Origin of the sequence: Alsobacter sp. KACC 23698 (assembly GCF_045348435.1) — a bacterium.
GTDB lineage: Bacteria > Pseudomonadota > Alphaproteobacteria > Rhizobiales > Beijerinckiaceae > Alsobacter.
In genome coordinates this window covers 3566477-3587515 of record NZ_CP157484.1, presented here as the reverse complement: position 1 = coordinate 3587515, position 21039 = coordinate 3566477, and the positions used below count along the sequence as shown (strand labels likewise).

Here is a 21039-nt window from a genome sequence, read left to right as displayed (position 1 = left end):
AAACCTCTGGAGACACTTCGTTCATGGATGAAGGCTGGCCCCGTCGCGCCGACTTCGATGAGACCAGACAGCCCACGTTCAGAGAGCGTCATCTGATGATGTCAGCGCCATGCAGGCTGCCTAATCTTGATCAAATGCATCAAGACTAGGGCCGGAAAAATACGTACGTCTCTCTGATGGTTTCGTAACCTTTTCATAGGGCATGCGCGGCTAGATTGCGTCTTCAGCGACATGCACGCATGCGAAATTCGCGGCTGTGCGTCGGTGGATGCAAGGACCGGGGCGACATGTTGGCACGCTTGAAAACACCACGTTTGACCGTGGGCCTGAAAATTGCGGCGATTCTCGCCGTCGTGGCGGTTCCGTTCGGACTGATGACGACGCTCTACCTGAATCAGGTGGACAAGGACATTCAGTTCGCAAGCGTCGAGAACGTCGGAGCTCGCTACGTCGACAGGCTCTGGCAGGCTTTCGTCTCGCCCGATCCGCAGGCCGGCGCGGTCGCGCTGGAGGCGGCGAGGGCGAGCGAGAAGGGCCGGGATGAAACGCTCAAGAGCACGGACGCGGTTGGCGCTTTCGTCGCGAGCCTTCGGGCCGGCGACGCCGCGGCGATCGCCGCCGCCGGTCAGTCCGCCATCTCGAAGGTGGCCGACGGGTCCAACCTGACGCTCGATCCCGATCTCGATTCCTACTACGTCATGGACGCCGTAACGGTGCGGCTGCCGGAGCTGCGTTCGGCGCTGCAGGCGGTTTCCGCCGCCGCCGCTCCCTTCGCCAAGGCCGGCAAACCCGACCTCGTCGCCTATCGGACCCTCGTCGACGCGACGACCCGGCTGAGGCTGGCCCGCTCGGTGGCCGCAGCCTCGCTCGGCTCCGCGATGGACGGCAACGCGGACGGGACCGTGAGGAAGGCGCTCGCCGACAAGGGCGTCGTTCTCGACAAGGCGGGCGCAAGCGTCACGTCTCTTGTCGAGACGTTGCTGACCGGCGGACAGGGCGCGGCGGTGAAAGACTTCTCCGCCGCAGTCACGGCCGAGGTCGCCGCCGTCGACGCGATCTGGCCGGCCGCGCAGAAGGAACTCGTGCGCCTGCTCGACGCCCGCATCTCGGGCCTCGAACATCAGCGCCTGACGAACATCTCCATCGTGGCCCTCTGCCTCGGACTGGGCGCCTTGATCCTGTTCCTGGTGATCAGGTCCATCCGGCGGCCGATGAATTTCGTTCTCACCGCGATCCAGCGTTTCCAGTCCGGCGACTTCATCACCGCTGTGCAGGGGACGGAGCTCAAGAACGAATTCGGCGACATCGCCCGTGCGCTCAAGCGGCTTCAGAGCATGACCGGCGAGCACGCGCTGACGACGGCCGGCCTGAATGGCTCCGGCGCGATGCTGATGATCACCGACACGAAGGAGCGCATCTCGTTCATGAGCTCCGGGCTCGTCGACCTCTTCATGCAGATCGAGCCCTATCTGCGAGAGGGCCGCGAGGACTTCTCGATCCAGGCGATGTATGGCGAGCACATCGACTACTACCGCCAGAACGTCAAACTGGGCCGCGAACTGATCTCCGACGACGGACGCCGCCGGCGCGTGCGCTACGAGGTCGGCGGGCGGGTGATCGACGTCGACATGAGCTATGTGGCGGACGCCAACGGCGTGAAGCTTGGCCATGCTCTCGTGTGGACGGACATCACCCAGGAGCTTGCAGCCGAGCGTGAGATCGCAGAGATCGTGCGCGGCGCCGCGATGGGCGACTTCACCCGCCGGGTGGACATGATCGGCAAGAAGAGCACCGCCCGCGAGATCGCGCAGGGGTTGAACTCCGTTTCCGATCTCGTGGTGTCCGCTGTGGAAGACTTCGGCGCCTCGCTCTCGGCCCTGGCCGCCGGCGACCTCACGCGCCCTGTCGAGGGCGACTACAACGGCGTCTTCGGCAATCTGAAGGCCAGCATCGACAACACGATCTCGCGTCTGGCCGATACGATCACCGTGATCCAGCAGACCGCCTCGGAGGTCGCGACCGCGGCGGCCGAAATTCGCGCCGGTTCGGAGGATCTCGCCGCCCGCACCGAGGATCAGGCCGCCAGCCTGGAGGAGAACGCCGCCACCACCGAGCAACTCGCCGCATCCGTGAAGGCGAGCGCGCAGTCCGCCAACCAGGCGGCCGGCCTCGCCGTGGAGGCCAAGCGGGGTGCAGAGGAGGGCGGCCGCATCGTCGGCGAAGCCGTCGAGGCGATCGGCCGCATCGAAGCCTCGTCGCGACGCATCGCGGACATCACGTCCGTTATCGAGGAGATCGCGTTCCAGACGAACCTGCTGGCGCTGAACGCGGCCGTGGAAGCGGCGCGAGCCGGCGATGCGGGCAAGGGCTTCGCCGTCGTGGCTTCCGAAGTCCGCACTCTGGCCCAGCGCTCCAGCGCGGCCGCCAAGGACATCTCCGGCCTGATCAACGCCTCCGTGGCGGAGGTCCTCTCCGGCGTGAAACTTGGCAACTCCGCCGGCGACGCGCTCAAGAACATCGTCCAGGCCTCGCACTCCGTGGCGGCGACGATCGCCGAGATCTCGTCCGCCACCAGCGAACAGGCGACCGGCATCGACGAAATCAGCCAGGCCGTCTCCTCTCTGGACAACGCCACGCAACAGAACGCCGCGCTGGCCGAAGAGAGCGCCGCCTCGGCCTCCATGCTCAGCCAGCAGATCGAAGGCCTCGAAATTCTCGTGTCCGGGTTCCGGATCAAGTCCGCCCCGGAGCGAGCCGCCCGCCAGCCCGTGCTCCGACGCGCCAGCTGACGTTCTTCCACCGTCACCAACCCACCTCGGCGCCCGCCCCCGGGACGCCGAGGACTTCACCGAAGGGGGAATTCAGCTTGGCCCTGAGAAGCAATCGCATTCTGATCGTCGACGACTACTCCACCATGAGGCGCGTGCTGACGTCGATGCTGCACGCGATCGGCTGCCGCGACGTCGACGGCGTGGCGGACGGCGCGCAGGCGCTGGCGCTCTTGCGGAAGAAGGACTACGGGCTCGTGATCTGCGATCTCCACATGGAGCCGATGAGCGGCGCTGAAGTGGCCAGGATCGCCCGCGCGAACCCGGCGACAGCGCAGATCCCGTTCTTGATGATCTCGGCGGACAGCAGGCCCGAGACCCGGGTCATGATCGAAGGGCTGAAGATCGAGGCCTTCCTGCTGAAGCCTTTCACGGCCGCTCAGTTGCAGGCGTGCATCGCAAAGGCGTCGCCCGCCGCTCCCTACCTGATGAGCGCCTGAACCGCGCTCGCCCGTCAGGGCTCATGCAAAGGGCGCCGGGCCGAAAAGCCCGGCGCCCTTTCTTTCGTCGTCTCAGGCCCGGGCGCGCAGGCGCGTGACCGAGGCCGCTCGGGCGGGCTCTGCGTCCCGGCGATCCGTCTTGAACGCCTCGACGAACTCAGCGAGTTGCTGGACATGCTGAGCGAGGGACGCAGCCGCTCCGGCGCCCTGTTCGGCCAGCGAGGCGTTCTGCTGGGTGATCTCGTCCATGTGGGCGATCGCCTGGCTCATCTCCTCGATGCCGCTCGACTGCTCGCCTGACGCGGCCGAGATTTCCGACACGGTGGCGGAGACCTTGTTGGAGGCGACCACGATCTGGTCGAGCGCCTCGCCGGCCCGCCGCACCAGGGCGACTCCGGTCGCCACCTCCGACGCCGCCTCGTTGATCAGCGCGGTGATGTCCTTGGCGGCGGTGCTCGAACGTTGCGCCAGCGTGCGCACCTCCGACGCGACCACCGCAAAGCCCTTGCCTGCCTCGCCGGCGCGCGCGGCCTCCACTGCGGCGTTCAGGGCCAGCAGGTTCGTCTGGAAGGCGATCTCGTCGATGACGGAGGTGATGTCCGTGATCTTGCGCGACGAGTCCTCGATGCGGCCCATCGCCGAAACGGCGCTGCGGACCACCTCGCCGCCGGCCTGAGCCACGCCGGTCGCTTCGGCCGCCAGTTCGGCCGCTTGTCGCGACGACAGGGCGGACGACTTCACGGAGGCGGCGAGCTGCTCGGTCGTCGCCGCGGTCTCCTCCAGCGAAGCGGCCTGCTGCTCCGTGCGGTTCGCGAGGTCCTCGTTGCCGGTGGCGATCTCACTCGACGCGCTCAGAGCGCTGCGCGATTCCTGGCGGACGGATTCGATGATCCCCGAGAAGGTCTCGAGCAACTGGTTGACGCCTTCGGCGAGGTTTTTCATCGCCCCTGAGGCGTCGTTCAGGTTGATGCGGGCGCTCAGGTCGTTGCTTTTCGCCGCGTCGACCACCGCGCTCGCCGCCTTCTCGATCGCCATGGATGCGCGGACCTGGGCGGTCACGTCCGTGGCGAACTTCACCACCTTGCAAGGCTTTCCGTCGGCGTCGAAGATCGGATTGTAGCTGGCGTCGATCCAGACCTCGCGGCCGCCCTTGCCGATCCGCCGGAACTGGTCAGCCTCGACGTCGCCTTTCCGCAGCCTGTCCCAGAAGCGCCGGTATTCCGCCGTCTGCGCCTCCGCGGGATCGACGAACATGCTGTGATGTCGGCCCTTGATCTCGTCCAGCGTATAGCCCAAGGCCTTCAGGAAGTTCGGATTGGCGGTGAGGACGGTCCCGTCGAGCCCGAATTCGATGGTCGCCTGAACCCGGTCGAGGGCGTTGAGCCGGCCGGTCATGTCCGCCATGGCGGTCTTTTCGGCGGTGATGTCGGCGGCGAATTTGACCACGCGAACGGGAGCGCCGGACTTGTCCAGGACGGGATTGTAGCTGGCCTGGAGCCAGACGCCGCGCCCATCCTTGGCGATGCGGCGATACTGGCCCGAGTCGAACTGGCCGCGGCGCAGCCTGTCCCAGAACTCGCGATAGGCGGCGGTGTCGCGCTCGGCGGGGTCGACCAGCATGCTGTGGTGCTTGCCGCGGATCTCGTCCAGCTCATAACCCATCGTCTTCAGGAAATTCCCGTTGGCGGTGATGATCTCGCCCGTGAGCGAAAGCTCGATCACCGCCTGCGATCGATTCAGGGCCGCGGCGTAGCCCTCGTCCGCTCCGCCGAAAAGTCTTCCAAACGAGATCATGCGTGCCCCCTCGCATTCGACGTCGCCGGCGGCGCGACCGGCCGGCGCAGAAGAGCGTCAATCGTCTCCTAAACTCACGATTGCATTTTACGACAAATGATAAGTTAACGAGTATCGTTCCGTTGACCCATCTTTGGCGAATTCGGACTCATTTCGGCCTGACGCGTACGCAAAAAAGCCGCCGCGCGGACGCGCGACGGCTTGGGCGATACCGGTGAAGGACGGGTGTTCTAAAGCGTCGTGCGCGCCCGGCGCCCGGCGATCATGCCCCAGATCACGAGCACGATGACGGCGCCCACCACCGCCCCGATCAAGCCTGCGCCCTCGCCCGGCCGGTACCATCCCAGCGCCTGGCCGAGATACGTGGCCACGAAGGCGCCGATGATGCCCAGGATCGATGTGAGGATGAACCCCGCCGGCTCATTGTCCCCTGGAGTGATGAACTTGGCGATCACTCCGGCGACGAACCCGATGATGATGGTCCAGATGATGCTCATCGTTCCCTCTGCGTGTAGCGCCGGTTGTCTGTTCAACCCTGCTTCTGGCGAAACAACAGGAATGAGCCCACGAAAGTTGCAGTTCGGCCCGGAAGACGCGTCTTTTTTACAGTGGATTCCGTCGAGGGCGCGTTCCGGCGACTTTTCAGGCCGGACTGACAGCCAGCCAAATGACGTGCCGGGCGCCGCGGCCCGTCTTTCCGTTGGCGCGGGGCCGCTCTTCGGTCACCGCGAACCCGACCCGCCGCAGCCGCTGCGTGAAGCCCGCATCGGGAGCGGACGACCAGACCGCCAGGACGCCGCCCGGCCGAAGCGCCGCCATCGCGGCGCCCAGGCCGGCGACGTCGTAGAGCCCGTCATTGGCGGACCGGGTGAGGCCTTCGGGCCCGTTGTCGACGTCCATCAGGATGGCGTCATAGGCCAGCCGGGCTTGGCCGATCACGGCCGCGACGTCCGCTTCATGGATCTGGACCCGCGGGTCGGACAGGCTGTCGCCGAACAGAGGCTCCATCGGCCCCCGCGCCCAGGCGACGACGGCCGGCACAAGTTCGACCACGTCGACATGGGCGCGTGGGCTCAGCGCCGCCAGGGCGGCGCGCAGGGTGAAGCCCATGCCGAGACCGCCGATGAGGACGCGACCCGCCTGTGCGCCGGGCGCCCGGGCGAAGGCGAGGGTCGCGAGCGCCTCTTCGGAGCCTCGCAGCCGGCTGTTCATCAGCTCCGTATGACCCAGCCTGATCGAGAACTCGGCGTCCCGCCGCATCAGCCTCAGTTCGCCGGCGTCGCCCGGAATGGGGGCGACGCCGAGATGAACCCAGGGCTTCATCGCGCGGGTCCTTGGGCGGAGGTGCGGTGCTGCAGGAAGAAGCGCAGCATCTCCCGGCTGGCGTCCGGCCCCTTCGGATCCGTGTAGGTTCCCGCCGGACTGCCGCCTGACCACGCGTGACCCGACCCGTGCAGGGTCCAGTGCTCCAGAACCGAGCGCCCGTCCGGGGCGGCGTGGATGGTCTGGGTGAAGCCTACCCCGCCGGGGGACGACCCTGTCCTGACCTCCACGGACAGCGTCCCGGCGTGGGGCTCGCCCGGCCGCGCTTGCGAGATTACGTGCTCACCATTGCTGGGGTGCACCGTTGCGTCCCGGTCCCCATGGAAGACGATCGCGGGCGCCGGCTGGCTGCGATCCCCCGGCTGGCGCGCGCCCGGAGCGGCGCCCTTGCGCATGGCCGCGAACGCCGTCGCGACATCCCGGGCTGAGCCGCCGGCCAGCCCCGAATGGACGCCGACCGCAGCGTAGAGGTCAGGATAGGCGACGCCCAGGATGGCGGCCTTGGCGCCGCCCGCTGACAGGCCGGCCGCATAGACCTGAGTCGGCTCCACCGCATAGTCGCGCATCACCTGTCGGGTCACCCCGGCGATGATGGACGGCTCGCCGCTGTCGCGGCGCTGGTCGGCGGGATTGAACCAGTTCCAGCACTTGGACGAATTCGCGGCCTTGGACTGCTCGGGGTAGACGACGATGAACCGCATGTCTTCGGCCAGGACGTTCATCCGGGTTCCGGCGGCGAAGTCATCGGCCGATTGAGTGCAGCCGTGGAGCATCACCACGAGGGGGACGGGGTCTCCGACATAGGAGGACGGGATGTAGACCTTGTAGGCGCGCGTCCCGGCGGCGTTGGTGAAGCTCTTGGTCAGGAAGCGCGCTCCGCCGGGCATCGGCTCGGGCGCGGGGCGGGGACCGCCATGGCCGGCGGGGGCGTTCGCCAGGCGCCGCAAGCGGCTCAGAAATCCCGTTCCGGGCTGGGCCTCGGGCGCACCCGCGGCGGGGCGAGCCTCCGGGCCCGCGCCGCCTCTCAGGACAGCCATGGCTTCCTGGAGCCGTCCTTCGCGGGTGAGACGGGTCGCCTCCATGATGTCGATCTTGGGCAGGCTGTTCATGAGCATGGTCCTTGAGGTCGCGACCGCGCGGAGCGGCGATCGTCGTGTCATTGGAAAAAGGGCGCCGCGGCTAGCCGATGCGGTCGCCCAAAGCGGCCTTCACGTCGGGGCTCGCCTGCAGAGCGCCCAACACGGTGATGGACGCGATCGTTTCGCGCGCGAGGTCCGGGGTGACGTCAGCGCCGATCACGGCTAGGCCGAGCACCTGGATCCGAAGCATCTCGCCGGAGGCCCGGGCCTGTTCGAGATCCTGCCGACTGTAATGGCGCAGGCCGAGGTCCAAACGGCGCCTGACCACCGACTTCTTCACCACCTCGGAGTGGCGATCGAGCTGGTTGCGGATGGCGGTGCGGATGAAGTCGGATCGATTGGAGTAGAAGCCGTCCTGAACGAGCAGGTCGACATGGCCCAGATCGACGAAGCCGAGATTGATCGTGATCTTCTCGCTGTCGGGCGTTCTCTGTCGTGCGTCCAGGGCCAAAGCGCCATCTCCTCACCATCCGTGTGGATGGTATATGGGGTCGACGGCCCAGGGAGCAAGAGGCGCCCGCGTTCCCTCAGGGTTTGCGAGGCAGGTTTGCAGGAGGCGGCTTGCGGGCGCCGAGAACAGGCCAGATCAAGGTGTCGAAGGCGTATTTCACCTGGGCGAATTCTCCCGGGCATTGTTCCGCCCGGTCGGCGGGCAGGTATCCGCGCGAGACGGCGTCTCCGAAGAATTTCGGGTCGGAGCCATAGGTGATGCAGATCAGGTTGAAGAACCGCTGTGCCGGCAAGCCGTGCTCATTCGCGAAGTCCTTCAGCTTCGGCGCGGCCTCGCGCGCTTCGGAGGCGTACATCACGGCGATGCTGGAGATGACGCGTCGGACTTCGTCGTTTCCGAACTGAAGGAGCACATAGGTCGCCACCTGGTCGGCTGCGTCTTCCTCGCGGCCCAGAACGGGCACCTTCCGCAGATCGAAGATGGCATGGGCCAACTCATGCAAGGTCACTTCGAGAAAGGGGCCGACGACGTAATTCGCCGGCGTGAGGCTTTCCTTGGCGGCGATGTCGGGCGGGATCTTCCCCGCCAGTTCCTGGATGTAGGCGAGATATTCGTAGCAGATGCCGATCGCGCTCTCGCCAGGATCATAGGCCGCGTTGATGTCGCCATCGCAGCCCTCCGTCTTCAGCAGCAAGGTGCGCGGCAGGGAGATCCCGGCGAGCCTGTCACGGATGCGCTCGAGGGCTTTCGCCTTGCGGAGCGTGTCGTAGATGCCCTGGTGCTCGGGGTTCTTGGGCGGGTCGTAGCGGATCTCGATACCCGCCTTGCGGGGCGCGGGCTTGGCGTCCGCTGTGGGCGCGGCGGCCAGGACTCCGACGACCGTCGTGGAGACGAGAAACAAGGGGGTCAGTCCTCGGGAGCGCATGGAGTCCTCCGTCGCTGTCCGCGCAGTCACGGTTACGCTGACTGTAATCGCAATCGTGGGTTGGTCCATCTCTGACGTGGATTGCCCGACCATGTGGGATTGTGTGGGATTTTTTGAGGTGCTATGAAGCATTGCAGCGGCTCGAAGAAGCCGCCTTCGGAGGAAACATCATGCTGCGCCGCAATGTCGTCGGCCTGGTCGGCGGACTGACGCTGTCTCTTCTCGCCGCCGTCCCCGCGCTCTCCCAATCGAAGCCCGTCACGATCCGCATCGCCAGCGCCTTCGACCAGAGCACGGACATGATGCAGGCCGCCAAGCGGTTCGGCGACATCGTCAAGGAGCGCAGTAAGGGCGCGATCGACGTGAAGATCTTCGCCGGCGGCCAGATGGGCGGCGAAAAGGACAATGTCGAGGCACTGAAGCTTGGCGAACTGGAGATGGCCGTCTTCGGCACCTATCCGATCGTCTCGCTCGCCCCGAAATACTCCTTCTTCGACGCGCCGTTCGTCTTCCGCGACAAGGCGCATGTCTACAAGACCTGGGACAGCAAGCTCGGCTCCGAGGTCAGGGACATCTTCTCCAAGTCGCACGGGCTCCACACCGTCGGCATGATGGGCCGGGGTTACAGGCACCTCACATCCAACAGCCCGATCAACAGCGTCGACGACGTCAAGGGCATGAAGCTGCGCATGGGGCAGTCGCGGCCCTTCATCGACGCCTTCACGGCCGTGGGCGCGGTGGTGGTCCCGATCGCGCTGCCCGAGCTGTTCACGTCCCTGAAGCTGGGCGTGGTCCAGGGGTCGGACGGCCCCTTCGACCAGATCTACACCTTCAAGCTTCAGGAGGCGCAGAAATACATCGCCATCACGGGGCACCTCTACGCGACGTCCCTGTGGCTGATGAACGACAAACTGTACCAGAGCCTGCCGGCCGACCAGAAGGCGATCATCGACACGGCCGCCAAGGAGGCCCTGGCCTATGGGGACGAGTTGTCGGCGGCCAGCGAGAAGGCGCTTGGAGACAAGCTGCAGGCGGCCGGGATGCAGTTCACCAAACCCGACTACGCGCCCTTCATGGCGAAGGCCAAGCCCGCGTTGGACAAGCTCTTTGCGGACCTGTGGTCGGTGACCTCCGCCGACGAGATCGCGAAAATCCAGTAACCGCGAACGCGGCGGCGCGGGGCTTCGGCTCCGCGCGCCCTTGCCCAGGCTTCCATCATGGCTCTCCTCAACCGCGCGCTGGACGTCATCGCGGCCCTGCTCTTCGCAGCGGCGCTCGCGCTCGTGAATCTCCAGATCCTGTGCCGCTTCGTGCTGTCCGTCTCGGTGCCGTGGACCGAGGAGGTCAGCAGGCTGGTCTTCGTCTGGCTCGCCTTCGTCGGCGCCGCCATCGGCGCACGCGAAGCCTCGCTGATCGTCATCGACACGCTGCCGGAACTGATCGGGCCGCGGTGGAACGCCGTCATGAGCCCGCTGGTGCGGATCGTGAGCCTTGCGATCATCCTGTTCATGTTCATGGCCAGCCTGCCGCTAGTGCAGTCGGTGTGGCCGACCACGCTGGCGACCGTGGACTGGATCTCCAATGGATGGGCCTACCTCGCGTTCACCGCCAGCTTCGGATTGATGGCGCTCTACAGCGTCGCGCCGCTCGTCACTGATGCGCGCCGGCTGATCGGAAGGCCCCGCTGATGGTCGGTCCTTATGTGTTCGCCCTGCTCGGGCTCTTCATCGCCGCCGTCCCGGTGGCCTATTCGCTGGCGGGCACGTCGATCCTGATCACCCTGATCGAGCGCGGCGTCGGCTTCAATCCGGCCTTCATGGTCCAGAAGGCGGTCTCCGGCATCGATAACTTCATGCTGCTGTCCGTGCCGTTCTTCATCTTCGCCGGGAAGGTGATGAATGTCGGCGGGGTGACCTACCGCATCTACAATTTCGCCAAGTCGCTCGTCGGCTCGATGCGGGGCGGACTGGCGCAGGTCAACGTCGTCGCCAGCATCATCTTCGCCGGCATGACCGGCACCGCCGTCTCCGAGGCTGCGGGTCTCGGCACGGTCGTGATCAAGTCGATGCGCGAGGAGGGCTACGAGGAAGACTTCGCGGTGGCGGTGATCGCGGCGTCTTCGACGATCGGACCCATCATCCCGCCCAGCGTGCCGCTGGTGATCTACGCCCTGATGGCGAACGTCTCCGTCGGCGGCATGCTGATGGCCGGGCTCATCCCGGGACTCCTGATGGGCGGCGCGCTGATGCTCTGGATCGCCGCTATCGCGCGCCGTCGCGGACTGCCGGGCGGGGCGGCGTTCCGCTGGGCGACCGTGTGGGCGTCCTTCAAGGACGGTTTCCTGCCGCTGATGACGCCTGTGATCCTGATCGGCGGCATCGTGTCGGGCGTGTTCACGCCCACCGAGGCGGCCGCCATCGCGGCGCTCTACGCCACGTTCCTGTCGGTCGTCGTGTACCGCGCCGTGAGCCTCGCCGACCTGATCGAGATCGCCCGGTCGACCGTCGTCGACACGGGCGTGATCATGCTCGTGGTCGCCATGGCGATGATCTACGGCTATCTGGTCACCCGGGCCGGCCTCACCGACGCCATGGTGGAATGGATGGCGGGCGTGTCGACCGACCCGAATGTCGTGGGACTGATGATCATCGTCTTCCTGCTGATCGTGGGCTGCTTCCTGGAGGCGACGGCGGCGATCATCATCCTCACGCCGGTTCTTCTCCCGATCATGAAGACGAGCGGCCTCGATCCCATGCATATGGGCGTCATCATCGTGCTCACGATGATGATCGGGCTTCTCACGCCGCCTTTCGGCATGGTGCTCTTCGTGCTGAACCGCATCTCCGGCATCAGCCTGCACCGGATCGTCGTCGCCGTGGCGCCGTTCCTCATCCCGCTGGTGGCGGTCGACGTCCTCCTTCTCTTTTTCCCCGTCCTGGTGCTGATCGTCCCGCGCCTGGTGATGTGAACAATCGGATCGACCATGACTGCAAGCCAAGCCCCGACCTCTAGCCGCGCCGCGACGCTGCGTCCCCTGGCGCCCGCCCTGACGGCGGCCGAGCAGGGCGGCTACGCTCTGGGGTCGTTCGCGCCCCGCTACACGAGCATGATCCGGCCCGTGCTGCGCGGCGCCATGCGGACCCGCTCGCCCTTGATCGTGCAGATCTCGCAGCGCGAGTTCGAACGCTACGGCACCACGCCGCGCCAGTTCGCGGAGGCGTTTTTCGACGCGGTCGCGACGGAGGGCCTCGACGTCCCCGTGGTGCTGCATCTCGACCATACGTTTGAGCTTGCGGTCATCGAGGCCGCGATGGATGCGGGCTTCACGTCGGTGATGATCGACCAGTCGGCCAAGCCGCTGGAGGAGAACATCGCGGTGAGCGCCGAGGTCGTGAGGCTCGCCCATGCGCGGGGCGTGTCCGTGGAGGCGGAACTCGGCAAGATCGGCACGACCGACTTCATCGAGACCGATGAGGACGAAGAGCATTTCACCGATCCCGACGAAGCGCTCCGCTTCGTGACCGAAACCCGGGTCGATGCCCTCGCGGTGGCGGTGGGCACGCTGCACGGGCACTACATCACGCGCCAGCCGCGGGTGGACCTCGCCAGGCTGACGGCGATCCGCGCGCTGACTCCCGTGCATCTGGTGCTTCACGGCGGGTCCGGCGTCCCGCCGCACATGATCCATGACGCGATCCGCATTCCGGGCGGCGGCGTGAGCAAGGTCAACATCGCCACCGATCTCGAGCACGCGATGCTGACAGCGCTGGGCCGCACCGAAAGGCTGACCGACGAGGCCTGCCGCGCGCTTCCCGCCGACCAGATGCGCCTCGCGCAGGACGCCGTCGAACGGACCGTCATGGACAAGATCGAGACTTATCTGCTCAGCGCCGGAAAGGCCTGAACCGCGTCGCAGCGCTTGAGCCGGCCTCGGGTCGCCACTATGGCGACGGCAGGCCCGACCAGGAGATTCGCCGGATGCTCAGCGCCGAGAGGAACCGCCGATTGCGACGCCGCCTTTTCGAGCGCGGCAGCATCCGCGTCTCCGAAGAGGCGAAGTCCTTCGGCGTGTCGGAAGAGACGATCCGGCGCGACATCAAGACCATGGCGGCCGAAGGCGTCGCCGACGCGGTGTTCGGCGGGGCGGTCCTGCGGCCCTCGACCACGCTCGCCGCCCTCGGGATCCCTCCGGTGGACCAGCGCGCGCAGGTGCAGGAGCGTTCGAAGGCGGCGATCGGCGCCGCGGCCGCAGCCCTGGTCGAACCGGGACAGTCGGTCATCATCGACGCCGGAACCACCACGCTGGCGCTTGCGCGATGCTTGAGGCGGCATCGGCGGCTGACCATCATTACGAACGCGATCCCGGTGGCGCAGGTCTGCGCCGACATTCCGGAATCGGCCGTCTATGTCATCGGCGGCAGGCTTGTGCCGGGCTCCCTCAGCATGATCGGCCCACAGGCGCAGCGCGATCTGAGCCAGGTCAGCGCCGACTGGGCCTTCCTGGGCGCGGCCGCCATCGACGCCGAGCGCGGCTTCACCAGCGCCGATCCGTACGAGGCCGAGGTGAAGCGCGCCATGATCGCCGCCGCGCGCGAGACGGTGATCCTGGCCGACGGCGCCAAATTCGGCTCCCGCCGTTTCGCGACCTTCGCCAGCGCCGGCGACGTGGCGCGGCTTCTGACGACCGCCGACGCGCCGGCCGAGGCCGTCGCCGTGCTGGAAAGCGCCGGCACGGCGGTCACGCTTTGCGATTCCGTTCTGGAGGAGACGCCGTCATGACCCACCCGAGCGTCGGGATCATCCACACCTCGCCGGCGACCGTCGACCTGTTCGGACGGCTGTTCCGCGAGGCCCTGCCGGGCGTCCGGATCGTCAACCTGCTCGATGATTCCATCTTGCCGGAGCTTCGCGACACGGGGGGCGACCTCTCCACGGTCTCTCCGCGGTGGACGTCCTACGCCAGGATCGCGGACGAGCGCGACGTCGACGTGATCCTCAACGCCTGCTCGTCCGTCGGCGAACTCGGCGCCGAGGCCCAGGCCGGCGTCAGGGCGCCCATCGTGCGGGTCGACGCCGAGATGGCCCGCGAAGCCGTGCGGCGCGGCGACAGGATCGCCGTCATGGCGACCTTGCCGACCACGCTCCGGCCGACCTCCGACCTGATCGCCCGGACGGCCGCCGCCGCGGGCCGATCGATCACGATCGAACGCATCCTCGCGCCGGGCGCCTATGAGGCCCTGATGAGAGGCGACCAGGCGGCCCATGACGACGCGATCCTGACGGCCATGAAGGAGGCCGCAGGCCGCAGCGACGCCATCGTGCTCGCCCAGGCGTCCATGGCCAGGGTGGTCCCGGGCTTGCCGGAAGTTGACCGCGGGAAGGTCCTGGCCAGCCCGCCCTTCGCGGTCGCGGCGACGCTCGCGGCCCTGAACGCTCGGCAGGGCTAGCTACGTCGGCTCCGTCGGTTTCGCTCCGATTGCGCCGGCGCCCTCCCGGAGCGCGCTCTCGCGCACTATCTCCGGGCTCAGGAGCAGCCCGATGACCCTGCGTTTTCCGTTCGACAACAGCTATGCCCGGCTTCCGGCTGGCTTTTTCGCCCGCGTCAACCCGACGCCGGTCGCCGGGCCGAGGCTGGTCAAGATTAACCGCGAGCTGGCCCGCGACCTCGGCCTCGATCCCGACGCGCTCGCCTCTCCGGAGGGCGTCGAGATCCTGGCCGGCCAGCGCGTGCCGGAGGGCGCGGAGCCGCTGGCCGCAGCCTATTCGGGCCACCAGTTCGGCCACTTCTCGCCGCAGCTCGGCGATGGGCGAGCCATCCTTCTCGGCGAGGTCGTGAATCGTTCGGGCGCACGCCGGGACATCCAGCTGAAAGGGTCCGGCCTGACGCCGTTCTCGCGCGGCGGGGACGGGCGAGCCGCCCTCGGCCCGGTGCTGCGCGAGTATCTGGTGAGCGAGGCCATGGCGGCCCTCGGCGTGCCCACGACGCGCGCCCTGGCGGCGGTGACGACCGGCGAACCCGTGCTGCGCGAAGAGGTGCTGCCTGGGGCCGTCCTGACCCGCGTCGCATCCAGCCATATCCGGGTCGGGACATTTCAGTTCTTCGCCTCGCGCCGCAATCTGGAGGGCCTGCGCCAGCTCGCTGACCACGTGATCGAGCGGCATGATCCGGAGGCCCGCATGGCGCCGCGCCCCTATCGGGCGCTGCTGGACGGCGTCATCGGCCGGCAGGCCGAGCTGATCGCCCAGTGGCTGCTGCTGGGGTTCATCCATGGGGTGATGAACACCGACAACATGTCCGTCTCGGGCGAGACGATCGATTACGGGCCATGCGCCTTCATGGACGCCTATGATCCCGCCACGGTGTTCAGCTCCATCGACCGCAACGGCCGCTACGCCTATGGCAATCAGCCCGGCATCGCGCAATGGAACCTGGCGCGGCTGGCGGAATGTCTGCTGCCGCTCCTGGCCGACGACCAGGATGAAGCGGTGGCGCAGGCGCAGGATGCCCTCGACCGCTTCGTCGACCTCTTCAACGACGCCTATCTGCGCGGCCTGCGGCGCAAGCTTGGCCTGGCCGGCGATCAGGAGGGCGACCTGGCGCTGGCCCAGGACCTGCTCGGCCTGATGGCGGAGGCCCGGGCCGACTTCACCCTGACGTTCCGCAAGCTGGCCGACGCGGCGGCCGGACCTACGCATGACGGCGAGCTGCGCGCTCTGCTGAGCGGCGCGACGGCGCTGGACGCCTGGCTGGCGCGGTGGCGGACCCGGCTGGCGTCTGGCGGCCGAGACCCGGCGGAAGCCGCCGGCGCGATGCAGCTGGCGAACCCCGCCGTGATCCCGCGCAACCATCTCGTCGAGGCCATGATCGAGGCCGCGGTGGAGCGGCAGGATTACGGGCCCTTCGAGGAGATGCTGGAAGCCGTGACGCGCCCCTTCGATCCCCGGCCGGACCATGCGAGCTACGCCGACGCGCCGCCCCGGAGCGACGTTCCTTACCGGACCTTCTGCGGCACCTGAGCCTCATCCTGGGTTGGCGGCGTGGCTTGCGCCGGCGTCGCGTTCGGATAAGGTCGTTGCACACGTTTGCAACGACGCCGTGGAGGGACGATGCGCTATCTCAAGCAGGGCAAGGACGCAGCTGCGCGCGAGGAGGTGGACCGCAAGGTTCGCGAGACGGTCGAGGCCATCCTGGCCGATGTGGACGCCCGCGGCGACGCCGCGGTCCGGGAGCTGTCGGAGAAGTTCGACGGCTACTCGCCCCGGGAGTTCTTCCTGTCGCCCGCCGACGTCAGGGCCGCCATGGACAAGGTCGCGCCTCGCGATCTGGAGGACATCGCCTTCGCTCAGAAGCAGGTGAGAGGCTTCGCGCAAAGGCAGCGCGCCTCCCTGCAGGACGTCGAAGTCGAAACGCTCCCGGGCGTGATCCTGGGCCACAAGCACATCCCGGTGAACGCCGTCGGCTGCTACGTGCCCGGCGGGCGCTACCCGATGGTTGCGTCGGCGCATATGAGCGTGGTCACCGCGAAGGTGGCGGGCGTGAAGCGCGTCATCGCGTCGGCGCCACCCCATCGCGGCGCTCCCCACCCCGCCATCGTGGCGGCGATGCAGATGGGCGGAGCGGACGAGATCCTGGTGCTCGGCGGGGTTCAGGCGGTCGCCGCGATGGCGGTGGGCACCGAGACCATCAAGCCCGTGGACATGCTGGTCGGCCCCGGCAACGCCTATGTGGCCGAAGCCAAGCGCCAGCTGTTCGGCAGGGTGGGCATCGACCTGTTCGCCGGCCCGACCGAGACGCTCGTGATCGCCGACGAAACCGTCGACGCCGAGATCTGCGCCACGGATCTGCTCGGGCAAGCCGAGCACGGCCCGACCTCGCCGGCCGTCCTGATCACCAATTCCGAGAAGCTGGCCCGCGAGACGATGGCCGAGGTGGAGCGGCTTCTCGGCGTGCTTCCCACGGGCGACGTCGCGCGCATCGCCTGGCAGGACTATGGCGAGGTCATCGTCTGCGACGGATATGAGGAAATGCTGTCGGAAGCGGACCGGATCGCGTCGGAGCACGTCCAGGTCATGACCGACCGGGACGACTGGTTCCGGGACAATATGACCAATTTCGGCGCGTTGTTCCTGGGGCCGCGCACCAATGTGGCGTTCGGCGACAAGGTGATCGGCACCAACCACACGCTGCCGACCAAGAAGGCGGCCCGCTACACCGGCGGCCTGTGGGTGGGCAAGTTCCTGAAGACCTGCACATGGCAGAAGGTGCTGACCGACGAAGCCTCCGCCATGGTGGGCGAGTATTGCTCGCGCCTGTGCATGCTGGAGGGCTTCGTGGGGCACGCCGAACAGGCGAATGTCCGCGTCCGCCGCTATGGCGGGCGCAACATCGCCTATGGCGAGGCCGCCGAATGACCGGGCTGCTCCGGACGCCGTCGTTCCGGCTGGACGGCAAGCGCGCGCTCGTCACCGGAGCCGGGCGGGGGATCGGGCTGGCCGCCGCCACCGCTCTCGCCGAGGCTGGGGCCGACGTCACGCTCGCGGCCCGTTCGTCCGACGAGATCGAGGCCGGCGCGGAAGCGCTCAGGGCCGCGGGCTTCCGGGCCGGCGCGCTGCGCCTCGACGTCACCGACCTGGCCGAGACCGAACGCCTGCTGGCCTCGGCCGGCGTCTTCGACGTCCTGGTGAACAACGCCGGGACCAATCGGCCCAAGCCGATGCGGGAAATCACCGCGGAGGATTTCGACGCCGTCATGGACCTGAATGTCCGCGCCGCCTATTTCGTGGCCCGCAACGTCGCCGGCGCCATGGCGGATGCGGGCGTGAAAGGCTCGATCATCAACGTCTCGTCGCAGATGGGCCATGTCGGAGGCGTGAAGCGAACGCTTTACTGCGCGTCCAAATTCGCCCTCGAGGGCATCACGAAAGCGATGGCCATCGAGTTCGGCCCGGCGGGAATCCGCGTCAATACGCTCTGCCCCACCTTCATCCTGACCGAGATGACCCGGCCCTTCCTGGCCGATCCGGCTTTCCGGGACATGATCCTGTCCAAGATCAAGCTCGGCCGCATGGGGGAGCTCGAGGATCTGATGGGCCCGGTCGTGTTCCTGGCGTCGGACGCCTCGCGGCTGATGACTGGATCGTCCCTCATGGTGGACGGCGGCTGGACCGCCGAATAGCCATGGCGCGCCGGGTCACGTCCTTCGAGGTGGCGCGGCGGGCCGGCGTGTCGCGCTCCGCCGTGTCGCGCTGCTTCACGGACGGGGCCAGCATCGCGCCCGAGACGCGCGACCGCGTCATGGAGGCCGCCACGGCGCTGGGCTACCGGCCCAACGCGATCGCGCGGTCGCTGATCACCAGCCGCTCGCGCATGATCGCGGTCGTGATGGGCCACCTCGCCAACCCGTTCTATCCAGACCTCCTGGCCCGCCTCTCCGCCGTGCTGCAGCAGCGCGGCTATCGGCTGCTGCTGTTCACGGGCGCGCCTGACGCGTCGGCCGATCCGCTGGTCGCCCAGATCCTGCCCTATCAGGTGGACGGCATCGTGCTGGCCTCCACGACCCTATCGTCGGGGCTTGCGGACGAATGCGCGGCGGCCGGGATCCCGGTGGTGCTGATCAACCGCACGGCGGACCGCGCGCATGTGTCGAGCGTGGCCAGCGCCAATCTCGACGGCGGGCGGCTGGTGGCGCAATTCCTCCTGGCGGGAGGGCATGAGCGTTTCGGCTTCATCGCCGGAACGGAGGCGTCCTCGACCAACCGGGATCGCGAGCGCGGGTATCGGGCCGTATTGACGGAGGCCGGGGCGGGACCGGTGGCCCGTGCCGTCGGCGCCTATTCGCAGGAGGGCGCCCGGGCCGCGGCGCGAGCGCTTCTCCGCGCCCGCCCGCTTCCGGACGCGCTGTTCTGCGCCAATGACCACATGGCGATCGCCGTGATGGACGTCGCGCGTCACGAACTGGGCCTGCGCGTGCCGGAGGATCTGTCGGTGGTGGGCTTTGACGACGCGCCGCCGGCCGCGTGGGCGAGCTACGGGCTGACCACGGTGGAGCAGCCGGTCGCCCCCATGGTGGACGCGGCGGTGGACATCCTGCTGGGCCAGATCGAGGGCAAGGAGCGCCCGGCGCACCATGTCGCCCTCGCCGGGGCCCTGGTGGTGCGCGACAGCGCCAGACGGCCGGCCTTCGGCCTGGTGCGCGACAATGACCGGACGATCTGGGCGCCGAAAGCCGGGGCCAGCCCGGCGGGCGAGGGGAGGACGCACGAATGAAACCGTTGACCATCATGGTGGCCCCGAACGGGGCCAGGCGCATGCCCAGCGACCATGCCAACCTGCCGATCACCATCGAGGCGACCGCGCGCGTCTGCGCCGAGGTCCACGCCGGCGGCGCCCAGGCGGTCCACGTCCATGTCCGCGACGCGCAGGGGCTGCATACGCTGGATGCGGACCTCTACAAGCAAGCGTCGCTCGCCATTCGCCGGGAGGCCGGGGACGACCTCGTCCTGCAAATCACCACCGAGGCGGTGGGCCGTTTCACGCCCGCCGAGCAGATCGCGACCGTCCGGGCTGTGCGGCCGGAGGCGGTCAGCATCGCCCTGAAGGAGCTCATCCCGGACGAGGCTGCCATAGCGGAGGGCGCGGAGTTCTACGCCTGGGCGCATCGCGAGGGCATGGCCGTCCAGCATATCCTCTATTCGGTCGAGGAGACCGAGCGCTTCGTCAGCCTCGTCGCGCGTGGCGTGCTGCCGGGAGAACGCCACTCGGTCATCTTTCCGCTGGGCCGCTACGCCACTGGCCAGGAAAGCAGCCCGGCCGAGCTCATCCCCCTGCTGGCCTGCCTCGACCGGCATGGCCAGCTGGATCGCACCGACTGGATGGTATGCGCCTTCGGCCGGGCGGAGACGCCTTCGCTGGTGGCGGCGGCGGCCTTGGGCGGCGAGTGCCGGATCGGCTTCGAAAACAGCTTCTTCAACGCCGACGGAAGCCGGGCGGAGAGCAACGCGGAACGGCTCGAGGACCTACGCCGCGGTCTGGCCGGCGTGCCGCGCCCGCGCGCGAACCGCGACGACGCGCTGCGGGCCCTGGGCAGGCCCTTCTAGGAACTCGAGGCGCGCCATCTCCGGATCGCGCGCCTCAAGGGGCCGAGGCCTACTTGATCGCCTGCGGGTTGATCGGCGAGCCGGCTCCGCCCGGCAGGTGCAGGGGAGGGGCCACGAAGAAGAACTCGTAGACCTTGTCCTGCGCGCAGTCCTCGGCGATCTCCTTGAGGTAGAAGATCTCTCCCATGGAGACGCCGATCGCCGGGATCACCACCCAATGCCAGGGCTGGTTGGCGTCCCTGGTCTCGTTCGGGCGGACCTCGCAGCCCCAGGTGTCGGAGCAGATCGCCGCGATGTCGTGCTGGCGGATCCAGTACGCCGTCTCAAAGGCGAAGCCCGGCGCGTCGCCGCCAGCGTAGCCGGTCCAGTCCTTCTGGGCGAGGCACCGCTCCTGGTGGCCCGTCCGGACGATCACGAAGTCGCCCTTGCGGATCTGGACGCCCTGGGCCTTGGCGCAGCCGTCCATGTCGTCATTGGTGATGGCGTAGCCATCCTCCAGCGATGCAACGCCCTTCCAGCGCGCCATGTCGAGCAGGACGCCACGGCCGACCATCTTGTCGCGGACATTCTCGATGCCGAGCTTCTTGGCGCCGCGGGCGTCGACGAGCTTGGCGTCGAAGCCGTTATACATCTTGTCGCCATTGAAGATATGGCACAGCGCGTCCCACTGGGTCGACGCCTGGCAGGGCATGTTGATCGCGTCGTCGGCGTAGCGAAGATAGGGGAAGGGCTCGTCCTGGTTGCCGGCTGCAGCGTCCGTGCCGGTCGCCAGCATGGTGTGGATAGGGTTCCAGCGACCGCCGAAAAGGCCGGACTGGATCGGCTCCTTCAGGGAGAGCCCAAGCGAAAACACCTTGCCCTTCCGGATCAGGCCCGCCGCCGCGACGATGTCGGAAGGCTCGATGTTGTTGAGCGTGCCGATCTGGTCGTCAGCGCCCCAGCGGCCCCAGTTCGACAGCTCCTTGGCCGCCCTGTCGATCGCCTCCCGGTTCACCGGCTTCGGCATGGTGTCTCTCCCCGTGTTGCGTGATCCGCGTTATTT

20 protein-coding genes are annotated in these 21039 nt (G+C 67.8%); 13 read left to right on the top strand and 7 right to left on the bottom strand.

Features of this window, described 5'->3' with window-relative positions; all coding sequences use genetic code 11:
- Positions 1-287 precede the first annotated feature (287 nt).
- The gene (locus ABEG18_RS17100; protein WP_406854254.1) at positions 288-2789 is read left to right on the top strand and encodes a methyl-accepting chemotaxis protein; all 2502 of its coding nucleotides are present in this window, start codon (positions 288-290) and stop codon (positions 2787-2789) included.
- A gap of 77 nt (positions 2790-2866) precedes the next feature.
- Positions 2867-3268: a response regulator gene (locus ABEG18_RS17095; protein ID WP_406854253.1), complete on the top strand. Its 402-nt coding sequence runs from the start codon at positions 2867-2869 to the stop codon at positions 3266-3268.
- 72 nt (positions 3269-3340) lie between these two features.
- Here ABEG18_RS17095 and ABEG18_RS17090 read toward each other — a convergent pair whose 3' ends face one another.
- The 6 genes from ABEG18_RS17090 to ABEG18_RS17065 all read right to left on the bottom strand — a co-directional run bounded on the left by ABEG18_RS17090 (position 3341) and on the right by ABEG18_RS17065 (position 8900).
- The gene (locus ABEG18_RS17090) at positions 3341-5062 is read right to left on the bottom strand and encodes a methyl-accepting chemotaxis protein (RefSeq protein ID WP_406854252.1); all 1722 of its coding nucleotides are present in this window, start codon (positions 5060-5062) and stop codon (positions 3341-3343) included.
- Between the two features lie 230 nt (positions 5063-5292).
- On the bottom strand, positions 5293-5559 hold the full coding sequence (locus ABEG18_RS17085; protein ID WP_406854251.1) for a GlsB/YeaQ/YmgE family stress response membrane protein: 267 nt from the start codon (positions 5557-5559) through the stop codon (positions 5293-5295).
- A gap of 145 nt (positions 5560-5704) precedes the next feature.
- Positions 5705-6385 carry a spermidine synthase gene (locus ABEG18_RS17080; protein ID WP_406854250.1) on the bottom strand — a complete coding sequence of 227 codons (681 nt, stop codon included), beginning with the start codon at positions 6383-6385 and terminating at the stop codon, positions 5705-5707.
- Positions 6382-7494 carry an alpha/beta hydrolase family esterase gene (locus ABEG18_RS17075; protein ID WP_406854249.1) on the bottom strand — a complete coding sequence of 371 codons (1113 nt, stop codon included), beginning with the start codon at positions 7492-7494 and terminating at the stop codon, positions 6382-6384. Before ABEG18_RS17075 ends, ABEG18_RS17080 begins: the two co-directional genes overlap by 4 nt.
- Before the next feature lie 70 nt (positions 7495-7564).
- Positions 7565-7975 (bottom strand): CopG family transcriptional regulator, encoded by a 411-nt coding sequence (locus tag ABEG18_RS17070; protein WP_406854248.1) that lies wholly within the window; start codon positions 7973-7975, stop codon positions 7565-7567.
- Between the two features lie 76 nt (positions 7976-8051).
- On the bottom strand, positions 8052-8900 hold the full coding sequence (locus tag ABEG18_RS17065; protein ID WP_406854247.1) for a DUF4344 domain-containing metallopeptidase: 849 nt from the start codon (positions 8898-8900) through the stop codon (positions 8052-8054).
- A 170-nt stretch (positions 8901-9070) separates the two neighbouring features.
- Between ABEG18_RS17065 and ABEG18_RS17060 the strand changes: the two genes are divergently transcribed.
- The 11 genes from ABEG18_RS17060 (at position 9071) to ABEG18_RS17010 (ending at position 19997) form a co-directional block, all read left to right on the top strand.
- Positions 9071-10060 (top strand): TRAP transporter substrate-binding protein, encoded by a 990-nt coding sequence (locus ABEG18_RS17060; protein ID WP_406854246.1) that lies wholly within the window; start codon positions 9071-9073, stop codon positions 10058-10060.
- Between the two features lie 57 nt (positions 10061-10117).
- Entirely contained in the window at positions 10118-10588 is a 471-nt protein-coding gene (locus ABEG18_RS17055; protein WP_406854245.1) for a TRAP transporter small permease, read from the top strand.
- Positions 10588-11868, top strand: coding sequence for a TRAP transporter large permease (locus ABEG18_RS17050; RefSeq protein ID WP_406854244.1), 1281 nt, complete (start codon positions 10588-10590; stop codon positions 11866-11868). The genes ABEG18_RS17055 and ABEG18_RS17050 overlap by 1 nt, the downstream gene beginning before the upstream one ends.
- Before the next feature lie 15 nt (positions 11869-11883).
- Positions 11884-12804, top strand: a complete 921-nt coding sequence (locus tag ABEG18_RS17045; RefSeq protein WP_406854243.1) for a ketose-bisphosphate aldolase — start codon at positions 11884-11886, stop codon at positions 12802-12804.
- A gap of 101 nt (positions 12805-12905) precedes the next feature.
- Complete coding sequence (locus ABEG18_RS17040) at positions 12906-13679, top strand: DeoR/GlpR family DNA-binding transcription regulator (protein WP_406854242.1); 774 nt, start codon at positions 12906-12908, stop codon at positions 13677-13679.
- Positions 13676-14347, top strand: a complete 672-nt coding sequence (locus ABEG18_RS17035; RefSeq protein ID WP_406854241.1) for an aspartate/glutamate racemase family protein — start codon at positions 13676-13678, stop codon at positions 14345-14347. The genes ABEG18_RS17040 and ABEG18_RS17035 overlap by 4 nt, the downstream gene beginning before the upstream one ends.
- A gap of 91 nt (positions 14348-14438) precedes the next feature.
- A complete protein-coding gene (locus ABEG18_RS17030) occupies positions 14439-15917 on the top strand; it encodes a protein adenylyltransferase SelO (RefSeq protein ID WP_406854240.1) in 1479 nt (492 codons plus the stop codon).
- Positions 15918-16007: 90 nt separating this feature from the next.
- Entirely contained in the window at positions 16008-17312 is a 1305-nt protein-coding gene (hisD, locus tag ABEG18_RS17025) for a histidinol dehydrogenase (RefSeq protein WP_406854239.1), read from the top strand.
- Positions 17309-18076, top strand: a complete 768-nt coding sequence (locus ABEG18_RS17020; RefSeq protein WP_406854238.1) for an SDR family NAD(P)-dependent oxidoreductase — start codon at positions 17309-17311, stop codon at positions 18074-18076. Before hisD ends, ABEG18_RS17020 begins: the two co-directional genes overlap by 4 nt.
- Before the next feature lie 2 nt (positions 18077-18078).
- Positions 18079-19167, top strand: a complete 1089-nt coding sequence (locus tag ABEG18_RS17015; protein ID WP_406854237.1) for a LacI family DNA-binding transcriptional regulator — start codon at positions 18079-18081, stop codon at positions 19165-19167.
- A complete protein-coding gene (locus ABEG18_RS17010; protein WP_406854236.1) occupies positions 19164-19997 on the top strand; it encodes a 3-keto-5-aminohexanoate cleavage protein in 834 nt (277 codons plus the stop codon). Before ABEG18_RS17015 ends, ABEG18_RS17010 begins: the two co-directional genes overlap by 4 nt.
- A gap of 49 nt (positions 19998-20046) precedes the next feature.
- On the opposite strand, the gene ABEG18_RS17005 is transcribed toward ABEG18_RS17010, so the two are convergent.
- Complete coding sequence (locus ABEG18_RS17005; RefSeq protein ID WP_406854235.1) at positions 20047-21003, bottom strand: cyclase family protein; 957 nt, start codon at positions 21001-21003, stop codon at positions 20047-20049.
- Between the last annotated feature and the right edge of the window lie 36 nt (positions 21004-21039).